General features: G+C 64.7%; 18 protein-coding genes and 1 pseudogene. 13 read left to right on the top strand and 6 right to left on the bottom strand.

Features of this window, described 5'->3' with window-relative positions; translation table 11 throughout:
- Positions 1 to 14: 14 nt before the first annotated feature.
- Positions 15 to 893 (bottom strand): D-alanyl-D-alanine carboxypeptidase family protein, encoded by an 879-nt coding sequence (locus G6N43_RS21335; protein ID WP_083149997.1) that lies wholly within the window; start codon positions 891 to 893, stop codon positions 15 to 17.
- Between the two features lie 45 nt (positions 894 to 938).
- On the opposite strand from G6N43_RS21335, the gene G6N43_RS21330 reads away from it, so the two are divergent.
- Positions 939 to 1,364 carry a nuclear transport factor 2 family protein gene (locus G6N43_RS21330; RefSeq protein ID WP_083149996.1) on the top strand — a complete coding sequence of 142 codons (426 nt, stop codon included), beginning with the start codon at positions 939 to 941 and terminating at the stop codon, positions 1,362 to 1,364.
- Between the two features lie 8 nt (positions 1,365 to 1,372).
- Here G6N43_RS21330 and G6N43_RS21325 read toward each other — a convergent pair whose 3' ends face one another.
- Positions 1,373 to 1,855 carry a nuclear transport factor 2 family protein gene (locus tag G6N43_RS21325; protein WP_083149995.1) on the bottom strand — a complete coding sequence of 161 codons (483 nt, stop codon included), beginning with the start codon at positions 1,853 to 1,855 and terminating at the stop codon, positions 1,373 to 1,375.
- 243 nt (positions 1,856 to 2,098) lie between these two features.
- Between G6N43_RS21325 and rpsP the strand changes: the two genes are divergently transcribed.
- Genes rpsP through trmD form a run of 4 tightly spaced genes read left to right on the top strand, consistent with a single transcriptional unit; the run spans position 2,099 to position 4,072 of the window.
- Positions 2,099 to 2,611 (top strand): 30S ribosomal protein S16, encoded by a 513-nt coding sequence (rpsP, locus tag G6N43_RS21320; RefSeq protein WP_083149994.1) that lies wholly within the window; start codon positions 2,099 to 2,101, stop codon positions 2,609 to 2,611.
- Between the two features lie 5 nt (positions 2,612 to 2,616).
- Positions 2,617 to 2,859 carry an RNA-binding protein gene (locus tag G6N43_RS21315; protein ID WP_003881089.1) on the top strand — a complete coding sequence of 81 codons (243 nt, stop codon included), beginning with the start codon at positions 2,617 to 2,619 and terminating at the stop codon, positions 2,857 to 2,859.
- A gap of 10 nt (positions 2,860 to 2,869) precedes the next feature.
- Entirely contained in the window at positions 2,870 to 3,385 is a 516-nt protein-coding gene (gene rimM, locus G6N43_RS21310; protein WP_083149993.1) for a ribosome maturation factor RimM, read from the top strand.
- A gap of 9 nt (positions 3,386 to 3,394) precedes the next feature.
- Complete coding sequence (trmD, locus tag G6N43_RS21305) at positions 3,395 to 4,072, top strand: tRNA (guanosine(37)-N1)-methyltransferase TrmD (protein ID WP_083149992.1); 678 nt, start codon at positions 3,395 to 3,397, stop codon at positions 4,070 to 4,072.
- A 6-nt stretch (positions 4,073 to 4,078) separates the two neighbouring features.
- Here the strand turns inward: trmD and G6N43_RS21300 are convergent, their stop codons facing one another.
- A complete protein-coding gene (locus tag G6N43_RS21300; protein WP_083149991.1) occupies positions 4,079 to 4,624 on the bottom strand; it encodes a hypothetical protein in 546 nt (181 codons plus the stop codon).
- 95 nt (positions 4,625 to 4,719) lie between these two features.
- Positions 4,720 to 5,664 (bottom strand): serine hydrolase, encoded by a 945-nt coding sequence (locus G6N43_RS21295; protein WP_083149990.1) that lies wholly within the window; start codon positions 5,662 to 5,664, stop codon positions 4,720 to 4,722.
- 319 nt (positions 5,665 to 5,983) lie between these two features.
- On the opposite strand from G6N43_RS21295, the gene rplS reads away from it, so the two are divergent.
- From rplS to G6N43_RS21270, 5 genes and pseudogenes are all read left to right on the top strand, one after another.
- Positions 5,984 to 6,325, top strand: coding sequence for a 50S ribosomal protein L19 (gene rplS, locus G6N43_RS21290; RefSeq protein ID WP_014214050.1), 342 nt, complete (start codon positions 5,984 to 5,986; stop codon positions 6,323 to 6,325).
- A gap of 86 nt (positions 6,326 to 6,411) precedes the next feature.
- Complete coding sequence (gene lepB / locus G6N43_RS21285) at positions 6,412 to 7,233, top strand: signal peptidase I (RefSeq protein ID WP_083150045.1); 822 nt, start codon at positions 6,412 to 6,414, stop codon at positions 7,231 to 7,233.
- A 9-nt stretch (positions 7,234 to 7,242) separates the two neighbouring features.
- Positions 7,243 to 7,986, top strand: a complete 744-nt coding sequence (locus G6N43_RS21280) for a ribonuclease HII (RefSeq protein ID WP_083149989.1) — start codon at positions 7,243 to 7,245, stop codon at positions 7,984 to 7,986.
- Positions 7,987 to 8,081: 95 nt separating this feature from the next.
- Positions 8,082 to 8,387, top strand: coding sequence for a DUF2469 domain-containing protein (locus tag G6N43_RS21275; RefSeq protein WP_083149988.1), 306 nt, complete (start codon positions 8,082 to 8,084; stop codon positions 8,385 to 8,387).
- A gap of 203 nt (positions 8,388 to 8,590) precedes the next feature.
- Positions 8,591 to 8,992: pseudogene (locus G6N43_RS21270) on the top strand (virulence factor Mce); the annotation flags it as partial.
- 10 nt (positions 8,993 to 9,002) lie between these two features.
- On the opposite strand, the gene G6N43_RS21265 reads toward G6N43_RS21270, so the two are convergent.
- Positions 9,003 to 10,109: an NAD(P)H-dependent amine dehydrogenase family protein gene (locus G6N43_RS21265; protein ID WP_083149987.1), complete on the bottom strand. Its 1,107-nt coding sequence runs from the start codon at positions 10,107 to 10,109 to the stop codon at positions 9,003 to 9,005.
- Positions 10,110 to 10,211: 102 nt separating this feature from the next.
- Between G6N43_RS21265 and G6N43_RS21260 the strand changes: the two genes are divergently transcribed.
- From G6N43_RS21260 to G6N43_RS21250, 3 genes are all read left to right on the top strand, one after another.
- Positions 10,212 to 10,364, top strand: a complete 153-nt coding sequence (locus tag G6N43_RS21260) for a hypothetical protein (RefSeq protein ID WP_163658159.1) — start codon at positions 10,212 to 10,214, stop codon at positions 10,362 to 10,364.
- Positions 10,361 to 11,557 (top strand): cytochrome P450, encoded by a 1,197-nt coding sequence (locus G6N43_RS21255; RefSeq protein ID WP_083149986.1) that lies wholly within the window; start codon positions 10,361 to 10,363, stop codon positions 11,555 to 11,557. Before G6N43_RS21260 ends, G6N43_RS21255 begins: the two co-directional genes overlap by 4 nt.
- A gap of 65 nt (positions 11,558 to 11,622) precedes the next feature.
- On the top strand, positions 11,623 to 12,510 hold the full coding sequence (locus G6N43_RS21250) for an SDR family oxidoreductase (RefSeq protein WP_083149985.1): 888 nt from the start codon (positions 11,623 to 11,625) through the stop codon (positions 12,508 to 12,510).
- A gap of 7 nt (positions 12,511 to 12,517) precedes the next feature.
- Here the strand turns inward: G6N43_RS21250 and G6N43_RS21245 are convergent, their stop codons facing one another.
- Positions 12,518 to 13,861, bottom strand: coding sequence for a TetR/AcrR family transcriptional regulator (locus G6N43_RS21245; RefSeq protein WP_083149984.1), 1,344 nt, complete (start codon positions 13,859 to 13,861; stop codon positions 12,518 to 12,520).
- Positions 13,862 to 13,880 lie beyond the last annotated feature (19 nt).

Raw genomic sequence — 13,880 nt, 5'->3', positions numbered from 1 at the left:
CAACTTTGCGTCGTTCAGAGCGTGCCGACGCTTGCATTCCTGTCGAGGGAGAAACCCCAGTCGAACAGGCTCGTGGCCTGGTCCCAGTAGGTGGGCTGGCCGGGTTTGTCCATGCCGTACATCAACGCGACGACCAGACGCCTGCCGTTACGGCCGGCCGCGCCGACGAACGTCTTCTGCGCGAGGTCGGTGAAGCCGGTCTTGCCCCCGAGCATGCCCGGATAGCGCTTGAGCAATTCGTCCTGATTGACCAGCACCTTGTCCCCGGTCTTGGTGGGAAAGACCGCGGTCGGCTGCGCGGTGATCTGCGCGAACACCGGGTTGGCCATGGCCGCACGGAAGATGACCGCCAGGTCGTGCGGAGAGGACCACATGTCGATGCCAGGACCGTCGAGTCCCGAGGGCGAGCCGACGTTGGTGCCGTACGCGCCGAGCAGTGCGGCCTTGCCGTTCATCTTCATCACGGCGACGTCCTGGCCGCCGAGCATGCTCGCCAGGGTGTTGGCGGCGTCGTTGCCGGACACCAGAAGCAACGCCTCGAGCAACTGGCGCGCGGTGTAGACCATGCCGGGCGTGACGCCTGCACAGTTGCATTCGACCTTGGTGTCGGCTTCGTTGGCGACGATCGTCGTGTCGAGCGGGAGCTCGTCGAGCACCGTCAACGCGAGCAGGACCTTTATGGTGCTGGCCGGTGCGTACTGGCCGTACTCGTCGCGCGACGCCAACACCGCGCCGGTGTCCATATCGGCGAGGATCCAGGCGCGGGCCGGGCCGTCGGGAATGGGCACCGAACCCGATGGTTGGGTGACGCCTGCGGGTACCGCCGACGCGACCGCGGTCCCACCGGCGACCAAGCACAGCGTGGACGCGATGCAGGCGAGAAACCTCCGCATGACGGGTGAGCCTATAGCCGCGCTGCGATCGTGTTCAATCAACGCATGTTGAGCTTGGAAGAGATATCGGATCGGCTCGAGATCCAGCAGTTGATGGTCGACTACTCGACGGCGATCGACCGCAAGCAGTTCGACGACCTGGATCACGTCTTCACCCCGGATGCCTACATCGACTACCGGGTCACCGGTGGAATCGACGGCCGCTTCCCGCAGGTCAAGGCATGGCTGAAGGATGTGCTGCCGAATTTCCCCGCGTACTACCACATGCTGGGCAACTTCGATGTGCGCATCGACGGCGACTCCGCGTCGTCGCGCACCATCTGCTTCAACCCGATGGTGTTCAACGTCGAAGAGAAGCAGATCCTGTTCGTCGGCATCTGGTACGTCGACGAGTTCGTTCGCACCGCCGAGGGCTGGCGGATGAGCAAGCGCGTCGAAGAGAAGTGCTTCGACAAGTTTTCGACAGGTTGATGTAAGGCTCAGCGGCGAGCCAGTTTGGCGGCGGTGCGGCTCATCCGATCCGAAATGCGCACGGAGAACAGCGGATTGAAGATGTCAGTGCGCAAACGAGTCAGTGTCGAGCTCTTGATGCGCCACTGACCGTCGATCTTCTCGTAGGTTTCGTGATAGTGCCCCCACCCGTCGAGGTTCAGGCCGGGTGCCAACCGCACGATGTCATTGAGCGCCCAGACGCCGCGCGCCGTCGTCGGTGAGGTCAGTTCGATCTCCGGTGCGTGCACCTGGTGCACGGTTGGTTGGTCCTTCAGGTTCTTGCGCACGAATGCGACGAACTTGTCGGCGCCGTCGATCACCTTGCCGCCCGACGGCGACGTGTCGCTGTGAAAGTCGTCGGCGAAGATGGTCCGCCACGCCTGCCAGTCCTTGGTGTCCAGGAACCGGCAGTAGCGTGCCTTCAGCTGCTTGATGGCCTCGATCTCGAGCAGGGTGGTCGCGGCGTCCATCCCGCGAGCGTGACACTCTTGGCTGAAGTTGTAAAGGTCAGGGCGGTGCGAGGCGGAGCCGGGACGAATCCGCACGCTGGAGAGCGATTTTCCCCGGTAGGTCCTGTTCTGGCACAATGGTCGGCTGTCTGCCATGCGACTACGGCTGCATGGCGGTCACACACGTAAAGCAAAACCGGGTGCAGGCAACCGGCCGGCACCGCTGAATTGCGGCGTGGCAATTACAGGAGAAGTCGCTTAACCATGGCTGTCAAGATCAAGCTGACCCGGCTTGGTAAGATCCGCAATCCCCAATACCGCATCGCCGTCGCCGACGCGCGCACCCGCCGCGACGGTCGCTCGATCGAGGTCATCGGCCGGTACCACCCGAAGGAAGATCCGAGCCTCATCGAGATCAACTCCGAGCGCGCTCAGTACTGGCTGAGCGTCGGCGCTCAGCCCACCGAGCCCGTCCTGCAGCTGCTGAAGATCACCGGCGACTGGCAGAAGTTCAAGGGTCTGCCGGGTGCCGAGGGCACGCTGAAGGTCAAGGAGCCCAAGCCGTCCAAGCTGGATCTATTCAACGCGGCGCTCGCCGCGGCCGAGGGCGGTCCGTCGGGCGAGGCCACGCAGCCCAAGAAGAAGAAGGCGCCGGCGAAGAAGGCCGCCGATAAGGGCGAGGAGAAGGCTGAGGAGTCGGCCGCCGAGACCGAGCCGGCCGCTGAGGCCGCCGAGGCCGCGCCCGCTGAGGCCGCACCCGAGTCGTCCGAGAGCTGACCGCTGTGAGTTCTGTCGTCGTCGATGCAGTCGAGCACCTGGTTCGCGGGATCGTGGACAATCCCGACGATGTTCGTGTCGATATGGTGACGAGCCGCCGCGGGCGCACTGTCGAGGTGCACGTCCATCCCGACGATCTCGGCAAGGTCATCGGCCGCGGCGGACGCACCGCGACCGCCCTGCGCACCTTGGTGGCCGGCATCGGAGGCCGGGGAATCCGCGTCGACGTGGTGGACACCGACCAGTAGAGCGGTCGATATGGACCTGGTTGTCGGGCGGGTCGTCAAGGCGCACGGCATCACCGGCGAGGTCGTCGTCGATGTCCGAACCGACGACCCCGACACCCGATTCGCGCCTGGCGCCAGCCTCCGTGGCCGCGCCAGGGGTGGAACCGAACGCCGCTTCGTCGTCGAGTCCGCCCGCCCGCACGGCGGGCGACTGCTGGTCCGGCTCGACGGGGTCGCCGATCGCGACGGCGCGGACGCGTTACGCGGCACCCTGTTCGTCGTCGATACGTCCGAGCTGCCGCCCATCGATGACCCGGACGAGTTCTACGACCATCAGCTCGAAGGGCTGCAGGTGCGCACGACGGACGGGGCGGCGGTCGGCACCGTCGCCGAGGTGCTGCACACCGCGGCGGGGGAGCTGCTGTCGGTGCGCACCGGTGAACGTGAAGTCCTCGTGCCCTTCGTCGAAGCCATCGTGACGTCGGTGTCGCTGGCCGATCAGGTCATCGAGATCGATCCACCCGACGGCCTGCTGGAACTGGAATGACGAGCGCATATGCGTATTGATGTGGTGACCGTCTTTCCGGACTATCTCGACCCGCTGCGGCAGGCCTTGCCGGGCAAGGCGATTGCTGCGGGCATCTTCACGCTCGCCGTGCATGATCTGCGGCGCTGGACCCACGATGTGCACCGGTCAGTTGACGACGCGCCGTACGGCGGCGGCCCGGGCATGGTGATGAAGGCCCCGGTCTGGGGTGAGGCTCTCGACGAAATATGCTCTGAGGAAACGCTTCTCGTGGTACCGACGCCCGCGGGCAGACTGTTCACCCAGGCTGACGCTCAACGGTGGAGCACCGAGAAACACCTGGTGTTCGCCTGTGGCAGATACGAAGGGATCGATCAGCGCGTTGCCGACGACGCGGCCCGAAGGATGCGCGTCGAAGAGGTGTCGATCGGCGACTACGTGCTGCCCGGTGGGGAGTCCGCAACGCTGGTCATGATCGAAGCGGTCGTGCGGCTGTTGCCTGACGTACTCGGCAATCCCGCGTCACACCAAGATGATTCGCATTCCGATGGGCTGCTGGAAGGTCCGAGCTACACCCGGCCGCCGAGCTGGCGCGGGCTCGACGTGCCCGAGGTTCTGCTGTCCGGCGATCACGCCAAGATCGCGGCGTGGCGACGCGAGCAGAGTCTTCAGCGCACTCGCGAGCGACGGCCCGACCTGTTGGACTGAACGCGCTCAGGTGACGTACTCGACGCTGCCGTTGAGGTCCATGATGCCGAGTTCCACCTCAAGCAGTGGCTGACGCTGCTGCACTTGGGTGCGGAATTCCCGCAGCGCGGTCGACAGTACCTCGGTTTCGTACGCCCTGTCCGTCTTGATCCGGTCGCCATAGGCGACCGCGGCGGCGCCGCAGTCGCGGTGAGTCATGCCGACGATCCGGTTCAACCAGTGCAGTTCCACCGAGATGGCGAGGTTTTCCCAGAACGTCTCCTGCCACGCCGCGAAGGCCGGTGCCACCACGCCCACGGGTCCGCCGGCGATCGCGAACTCGCTGTAGTTGTTCTGCCAGCCGCGGCTCGTCATGTAGTTCCAGGTATCGGTCGTGAACCGAGGGTCGATGCACTTCATCAACATCGCCTCGTAACCCACGTCGGGGGCGGCCTCGGCCAGCGGGCCGGTCCCCGTGGCTATTGCAGTGGACACCGCTGCGGCCCCGATGCCTAGCCCGGCCAGTAGTGCACGACGTGTGAGATGGCCCCCCGAGCCGTCGATCTCTGCCATCGCGTCACCTTTCGCCAGCGTTAATTATCGTCCGGCACGAATATTCCATCTGCGCGACGGCCGGTGTCACTTTTGCCCGACGTCGGCGTGGCGAGCTAGATGCGGCCGCCCGGGAACATGGTCTTTACCACCTGCGTGATCGTGTTGCGGGCGGTGACGTCGTCGGTCGGCTGCATGGATCCGATCGCCATGACGTATCGGCGATCCGGCCCGATCACCCCGGTCGACAGGTGGACCCAGTCGCCGGGACCCCAGCAGCAGAACCAGCCTTGTTTGACGGCGACGGGCTCGTTGTAGAAGCCCTCGGGGATGCCGAAGCGCTGCGGGTACACGCCGCCGGGGACTGTGCCGTCCGGCGCGGTCGGGGTGGAGGCTGCGAGATTGGAGAGGATGATGCTGGCCTGCTCCGGTGGCAATCCGCCGGCGCCGGAGAGCAGCTTGTCGTAGTACCGAACAAGGTCTTCCGTCGTGCTCAGGGTCGTGTACCAGCGCCCGTCGTACGGCGTCGTCGTCGACTTGAGCCCGTACCTCGCGGTGACCCGCGAAATGATCTCGCTGCCTCCGCTGCGATTCCAGAAAACCTCGGCGGCGCTGTCGTCGGAAGCCCGCAGCATGAAGTCGAGCGCCTTGCGGTCGTCCGGGGATAGCTCCATTTCACCGCGTGACTCCTGGAGCAGCAGGTCATCGGCGATGAACAGCTTCGACACCGAGGCGATGGGCATCGGCTTGGAGTCGCCGCTGGAGATGATCTGGCCGGTGTTGCGGTCCAACACGGTGAGCGTGATATCGGCTCCGGCCTCGGTGGCCTCGGCGACAGCCTGCTCGGCGCGTGCGTCGAGACCCGTGAAGGCGGCCGCCGGCTCGTCGGGCGGTGCTTCCGGCAGGGGCGCCATCCGGCCCTGCGGCACGACGACGGTCAGCTGCGGGCCGGCAGACTCCGGAGCCACGCCATAGACCCGCGCCTCGCAACCGTTGACCAATGGGGCTGCGACGATAACGATCGCAGTCGCCGTGACCAGCTTCAATGGCCGGCGTTGCATTGGCCTCCCTTGCCTCTCCACATCCCGAATCTCAGCCATTATCAGCGTAACGGCAGCCCTGTGCCCCCGCTTGCTTAGGTAGGCTTCGTGTTCTGGCGGTGTTCGGGCGCGGTTTAGGCGCGAATATCGCACCGTCCCAGGTCACCTGATTTCACTGGATCGGGGCTCATCTGGCACAATTGAGCAGTTGTCTGCGTGCGGCGAGCATCCGCCCACCGCGAGATACACCCCGATACACCCGATAGACCGGCTCAGCGCCGCGAGTACGAAGCGCGACAGCACGCCCGCAGCCGGCCAACAGCAAGGAAGAGTCTCACCGATGAACACGCTGGACTTCGTCGATCAGACGTCGCTACGCGACGACATCCCGGACTTCAGCCCCGGCGACACCGTGAATGTGCACGTCAAGGTCATCGAGGGCTCCAAGGAACGTATCCAGGTCTTCAAGGGCGTCGTGCTGCGCCGCCAGGGCGGTGGCATCCGCGAGACGTTCACCGTGCGCAAGGAAAGCTACGGCGTCGGCGTCGAGCGGACGTTCCCCGTGCATTCGCCCAACATCGACCACATCGACGTCGTCACCCGCGGTGACGTGCGCCGCGCGAAGCTCTACTACCTGCGCGAGCTGCGTGGCAAGAAGGCGAAGATCAAGGAGAAGCGCTGACCGTGTCCGGCCGCCGACGCGCAGGGTTCTGACGCGTGGCAGCCGATGACCGGGGCGACGAGCATCGCGCTGGCTACCCTGATGCGGTGACTGAATCCACCGACCCGGATGGGCCGTCCGAGGGTTCGACCGACGTTCCCGATACGACGGACGACGCCGAAGAGCCGAAGAAGAAGCACGGCGCCCTACGCGAGTTCGGGATTCTCATCACGATCGCACTGGTGCTGTACTACGTCATGTTGACGTTCGTCGCGCGCCCATATCTCATTCCGTCGGAGTCGATGGAGCCCACCCTGCACGGCTGCCCGGGCTGCACCGGTGACCGGATCATGGTGGACAAGCTGACGTATCGGTTCTCCGAGCCGCAGCCCGGCGACGTCGTCGTCTTCAAGGGCCCGCCGAACTGGAACATCGGCTACAAGTCGATCCGATCCGACAACACCTTGGTGCGCTGGCTGCAGAACGGGTTGTCCTTCATCGGCTTCGTCCCGCCGGACGAGAACGACCTGGTCAAGCGCGTCATTGCGGTGGGCGGCCAGACGGTCGAATGTCGTGTGAACACCGGCCTGACCGTCGACGGCAAGCGCCTCGATGAGCCGTATCTGAACTACGACACGATGAATGTCGAGCCCTCGAATCCGTACGCCGCGTGCCTCGGCAATGAGTTCGGGCCGGTGAAGGTACCGGAGGGCAAGCTGTGGGTGATGGGCGACAACCGCACCCATTCCGCCGATTCGCGAGCGCACTGCACCAGTACACCCACCGATGCTCAACGCGGGCTGCTGTGCACGGGTGACCCGCAGGCCGGCACGGTGCCGATAGAGAATGTGATTGGAAAAGCACGGTTCATCGCCTGGCCCCCGTCGCGATGGGGTGGTGTGGGCTCGGTGAACCCGCAGACCCAGTAGGAGTTGCATTTGCCGGCGACATGGCCTCCGCGAACGGTGATCCGGAAATCCTCTGGACTGCGCACGCTGGAGTCCGCGCTGTACCGCAGTGGGCTGGGACCGGTGGCGGGCGTGGACGAGGTCGGCCGCGGCGCCTGTGCGGGCCCCCTGGTGGTGGCGGCCTGTGTGTTGGGGCCCAACCGGCTCGAAAGCCTTGCGGCGCTTGACGACTCCAAGAAGCTCAACGAGCGGGAGCGCGAGCGGCTGTTTCCGCTCATTCGCCGGTATGCGCTCGCCTACCACGTGGTCTTCATTCCTTCGGCCGAGGTTGATCGCCGGGGCGTCCACGTGGCCAATATCGAGGGCATGAGACGTGCCGTGGCGGGGCTGTCCGTACGGCCCGGGTACGTGTTGTCGGACGGCTTCCGGGTGCCCGGTCTGCCGATGCCGTCGCTGCCCGTGGTCGGCGGTGACGCGGCCGCGGCCTGCATTGCGGCGGCCAGCGTCCTGGCGAAGGTGAGCCGTGACAGGCTCATGGTCAAGATGGAGGCCGAACATCCTGGATACGGCTTCGCCGAGCACAAGGGTTACAGCACGCCCGCCCACAGCGCCGCTCTCGCGGAGCTGGGTCCGTGCAGCGAGCACCGGTACTCGTTCATCAATGTCCGGCGGTTGGTGGCAGTGGACGGTCAGGTGAGCAGCCAGATGGACACCTTCGTGGTACCCGACGTCGACCTCGAGGGCGAACCCGAGCAGCAGAGCCGATTCGGGTAGGGGAGGATTGGAGTGGCGATGGGTGCTTGGGTGACGTGGAACCTCACGGGGCGCGGGGCCGGAGAGCGAGATGGACATGAAGGGCGACTGAGCAGATGAGTGCCGAGGATCTCGAGAAGTATGAAACCGAGATGGAGCTCTCGCTCTACCGCGAATACAAGGACATCGTCGGGCAGTTCAGCTATGTCGTGGAGACCGAGCGCAGGTTCTACCTCGCCAACAGCGTCGAGCTGGTGCCGCGCAACTCCGACGGCGAGGTCTATTTCGAGCTGAGGCTGGGCGACGCCTGGGTGTGGGACATGTACCGGCCCGCGCGTTTCGTCAAGCAGGTTCGTGTCATCACTTTCAAAGACGTCAATATCGAAGAGGTCGAGAAGCCCGAGCTTCGCCTGCCGGAGTAACGCCCGACCCGGCACGAAATGGGTTGGCGAACACCAACTTTCGCTGGGATTTGTTGCCACGCATCATGGTTTCGGCAATGTGGAGACCGTGCGTTGCGCGTTCCAAGCACGGAAGCCGTCGAACGCGTTGGACGGACTTCTTGAACTGACAGTCTCTATTCTCGCCAATATTGCAAAGTTGGCGAGCCCACCGTGACGCCTGGGACTTCCGCATTTCACTCACCGACCCGAATCCGTGCACGGTGGGCTTCCTGCCGCCGTCGCAGTGGCGCAGTCCCGCGGATACGACCACGGTGGACACGCCGGACGGCCTGTACTGCAAGCTCCCGCAGGACTCACCGATCTTGCTGCGTGGTGCCCGCAACGCTCCCTGCATGGGAGTACCGGGTAAGCGGGCACCGACGGTGGAGGAGTGCTACAGCGATCAGCCCTACAAGCCGCTCGCGATGCGCCAGCACACGGTGGGTCCGTACCCGATCGATCCGAACCTGATCGCCCAAGGTGTTCCGCTCGACGATCGGGTCACCCTCCCAGAGAACATCTACGCGCCGATCCAGGGCACGCCACCACCGCCGGGGATACCGCCGATACCGGGCTTACCGCCGCCGTTGAAGCTCACCCGTGTGGGCTGAACGCGTGCTGAGGAATCGTCAACGGCAGATCGACCGAACTCAGTAAACCCGGTTGTGCGGCAACGACATACGGCACGGCGTTCACGACACGCATCGCGGTGGCCACCATCGCGCCCGCGCCCGAGGTCATGCCTTCAATGCCCGCCTTCTTGCGATCACGAAGCGTCACATCGTACGTGCAGTCGATGTCCGGTGTGCCGGTGATGACCACGCGATAGCCGAGGGCATTCGGCAGCGTCGGCCAGTCAGGTGCGACGTCGGGCGCCAGTCGGGTGACGTGCTCGATCACGATGGCCTCTTCGCCGTCGACGACGCCGATCGCCTGCATGCGCAGTGCGCCGCAGGTGCCGGCCTCCACCGTGCCCATCGCCACCTCCAGCGTCCGGTTCGTCACCGCCCGTTCGAACTTCTCGCGCACCTCGGTCACCTCGACGCCCAGGGCATCGGCGACCATACGAATCTGGCCCTGCCACTCCCCGGCGATCGCGCCGGGGAAGGCGATCCACGGCTGGTAGTCGAGTGGACGACCGAATCCCATTGCGTCACTCATGATGTCGGGCACGCCGTAGTCGTCGTAAAGACCGATCTCATAGGCGTGGATCTTCTCGATCCGCGACGACTGGGTGGCGAGCACGAGGGGCAGATAGTCGGCGGCGAAGCCGGGTTCGATACCCGACGCGTACAGCGACACCTGCCCTTCCTTGGCCGCGGCGACGAGTTGATCACGCCATTCGGCGGGTTCGTAGGCGTGCGGGTTGACCAGCCGGGTGGTGCTCGTGGTCACGACGTTGATCCCGGCGGAGAGCAGTTTCACGTAGTCGGGGATCGCCAACGCGTCCCGTTCCGGGCCGCTGGCCGCATAGATGACGCAGTCCGGCTTGAGGGCGATGAGTGCGTCCGCATCGGCGTTGGTGGACAGTCCGATCGGCTCGCCGTTGGCGAGTTCACCGGCATCTTTACCGTTCTTGTCGGGCGAGTGCACCCATACTCCGACGAGTTCGAGATTCGGCCGCTCCTGGATGGCGCGGATCGCGATCGAGCCGATGCCGCCGGTGGACCAGACCACGACGCGGTGCTTGCCCTCTGTCATGTTTCCTCCTCGTGGAGCCCCCGAGCCGGATTTAGAATAGCAGTCACTATTACAGCGGACCAGAACAAATTTTAGGTTATAGTCGGTCGGCGTGACCACCCCGTGCTGGATCCAGCGCTGATGTTCATCCTGCGGTTCGACATGCGGGCGCCTGCTCTCGGCGCGCCAGCCGCCGCGCACTCCGACGATTCGTTTCCCGACGGATCCACCGATGCGTTCGCCGATCTGATGACAAACCTGAGGAGCAGTCGATGACCGGTACCAGTACCACCGAGTTGTACTACGACCCATTCGATTTCGACATCGACGACAATCCGTATCCGATCTGGCGCAGGATGAGGGACGAAGCCCCGCTTTACCACAACGAGAAGTACAACTTCTACGCGCTGAGCCGCTACTACGACGTCGCGCGCGAACTTCACAACTGGGATACGTACCGCTCGGGCAGGGGCACCACGATGGACATCATCATGAGTGGTGTCGAGGTGCCGCCGGGAGTGATCCTGTTCGAAGACCCACCGCTTCACGACATTCATCGGCGGGTGCTGTCGAAGGTGTTCACGCCCCGCCGGATGGAGGCCATCGAACCGCTGGTGCGGCAGTACTGCATCCGTGCACTCGATGCCCTGAAAGGGGTGTCGACCTTCGATCTGATCACCGACTTCGGGGCACTGATCCCGATGCGGACCATCGGATACCTGCTCGGGATTCCGGAAGAGGGTCAACAGCAGATCCGGGACAACACCGACGCCTCGATCGGTTTGAAAGAGGGCAGCTTCCGATCGGTGTCGGCAGCCACATTCGAGAATGCCTATCAACTGTTCGCCGAGTACATCGAGTGGCGAGCCGAACATCCGGCCGACGACCTGATGACACAACTGCTCAACGCGGAGGTCGAAGAAGACGGTGAACTGCGGCCGCTGACCCGTATCGAGGTGCTGACCTATACCAGCATGATCGCCGGTGCAGGTAACGAAACCACGACGCGGCTGATCGGCTTCATCGGCCAACTCCTCGCCGAACACCCCGACCAGCGGCGCGAACTCGTCGAGGACTTCTCGTTGATCCCCGGAGCGATCGAAGAGGTGCTGCGCTACGAGTCGCCGTCGCCGGTGCAGGCGCGCTATGTGGCCCGCGACACCGAAGTTCATGGCCAGACTATCGCCGAAGGCTCAGTCATGCTGCTGCTCAACGGCTCAGCCAACCGCGACGAACGGCACTATCCCAACGGTGAGAGCTTCGACATCCACCGGACCGGGTCCCATCTGTCGTTCGGTCAGGGGCTGCACTTCTGCATGGGGTCGTCGCTGGCCCGAATGCAAGCGCGGGTGGCGCTCGAGGAGATGCTGAAACGATGGCCCGAATGGGATGTCGACTTTGACAATGCCGCAATGGCACACACCTCCAGTGTTCGTGGCTGGGGCCGACTGCCTGTGATCACGGGATAGCTCATGCACAGCATCAACTTGTCGTACGAAAGCGCAACTGAGTCAATCAAGATCGGGGCCTGACGATGGACGAATCGCGGAGCGTCGTCATCACCGGCGCATCGCGCGGTCTCGGGCTCGCCTCTGCCGCGCTCCTCTACCGCCAGGGATGGACGGTGGTTGCGGCGATGCGGTCGGTGGACTCGGGCATGGACAAGCTGCGCGCGACGACCGGCGCGCGCGACGACGATGACCGCCTCATCGGTGTCCGACTCGACCTGACCGACCCCGACTCCGTTGAACAGGCCGCGTCGGCGATCACCGCCGCCGTCGGCGCACCCGATGGGTTGGTGCACAACGCCGGAATATCGGCCGCGGGCATGGTCGAAGAGACGCCGCTCGACCTGTGGCAGCGGATGTTCGCTACCAACATCTTCGGGCCGGTGGCGTTGACACGCGCGCTGCTGCCGTCGATGCGAGCGGCAGGCCGCGGCCGAATTGTGCTGGTGTCCAGTGAAAGCGGAGTCCGCGGTATGCCCGCCACCGCGCCGTACTCAGCGGTGAAGGGCGCACTCGAACGTTGGGGCGAATCGATGGCCGCTGAGGTGTCGCCGTTCGGCATCGGGGTGACGATCCTGGTAGCGGGTACCTACGACACCGAGATCATCACCGACGAGGGCACCACCGACTCCCGTGACCTCACGGGTCCGTACGCACGGCATCACTCGACGATGGACAAGCGCGGCCGTTACGCGATGAAGGTGGCCGCCCGGCCTCCGGAGAAGTTCGCCATCGGCCTGGCCAAGGCCCTGGACGGCCGCAAGCCCTTTGTTCGTCGCCCCGTAGGACCCGACGCGCGCATGCTGTTGTTGGCGAACAAATTCATGCCGTCGGTGGCTATGCACCACATGATTCGTCTGATGATGGGGATCCCGCGATTCGGCGCGCTGCGGGACAACCGGACATCAGACTGACAGCCGCTCACGACTCGCGATTGCTGATGCCCCGCAAGGTGGTGTCACGTGCCAGGAGCAACGCATTGCGCGTGCCGATCCGCTGCAGGATGTTCTCCGGTATCCACTGTTCACCGATGATGCACCGGGCCAACATGTCGGCGGCGGGACTGTCCTTACGTATTTCGCCGGCTCGAATACCTTCGGAGAGCAGCGCTTTCATCTGCCGAATCCGTGTCGTGAACGACCACGCGGGATTGGCGGTGTCCGGGGGAGTGTGGCGTAGCCAGGCCAGCTGGATACGGAACTCGTCGGGGAACTGATCGAGTGCGTTGATGTTCAACCAGCTCAACGCGTCGAGCTTCTCGATCGTGGTGGCGTCCGAGCGCACGATGTCCGTCCATGCACCGCCGACCTTGTGGCCGAACTCCAGCATGATCGACATCAGCAGTTCGTCTTTCGAACCGATGACGCGGTAGACGGTGCCGGTACCCAGCCCCGCGGCCGACGCGATGTCCCGAATCGTCGTCATCTCGTAGCCGCGCCGGCCGAATTCGGAGCGGGCCACGGCGCGTACGTGCGCCGCCTTCAGGTCGCTGTCGTCCTCGGTGTCCACCCAGCTCTTGATCACTTCTTCAGCGGCCGCGAACGCGTTCGACTTGTCGAGGTCCTCATCGGAGGGCACATCCACCGCGAGACCTTCGAGGGCGATGTGGCTCTTGAGCGTGGCCAGCTCATCCGTCGACGCCTTGTGCCGGATCACGTCAAGGCCGACATGCAACATGCTCTGGCATATCCGGTCGGCCAGGGTGGGAAGGTCAAGATCGCCTCGGATGTAACCGCTCCAGCGCCCGGCCCGAAGCGCCTGCAACATCGCGGTCTGGATAGCCGTCGGCGGGCGCTGCGTCAGTTCCATCAGCTCGGGGTCTGAGCTCGGGCCTTCATAGAACGACATCTGCAGGGCGGCCCCGTGCTCGACCGCGCAGCGCGCGATCGCACAGCCGAGCTCGGTGATCTGCTCGGCGACCGGACGGGGGTCCGCCTCGTCGAGGCGCTTCAACGCCTCCTCGCCAACGCGGTCCAGGTCGGCGTGATAGCGCCTGATCAACTCGACCAGGATCGCTTCCTTGGAGTCGAAGTGGTGGTAGAGGCTGCCCGCGAGGATGCCCGCAGCATCAGCGATCTGTTGTAGTGACGTGCGAAGACCGGTGGTCGCGATTACCGAGTTCGCCGTCTTGAGGATCTGGGTTCGCCGCGTGGCATCGACGCCCGGTTCACCGCTGACGGCTGTGAGCTTCGGGGCGGGCTTGCCCCTCTTGACCGCGGAGCGACCGCTTCTCGGACTCCGCCCCACTGCGTCGGCATTGGCCATCGCTACCTGCGTACCTTTC

Origin of the sequence: Mycolicibacterium moriokaense, assembly GCF_010726085.1 — a bacterium.
Classification (GTDB): Bacteria; Actinomycetota; Actinomycetes; order Mycobacteriales; family Mycobacteriaceae; genus Mycobacterium; species Mycobacterium moriokaense.
The sequence above is the reverse complement of the archived record's forward strand: the minus strand, read 5'-3'. Positions and strand labels throughout refer to the sequence as shown.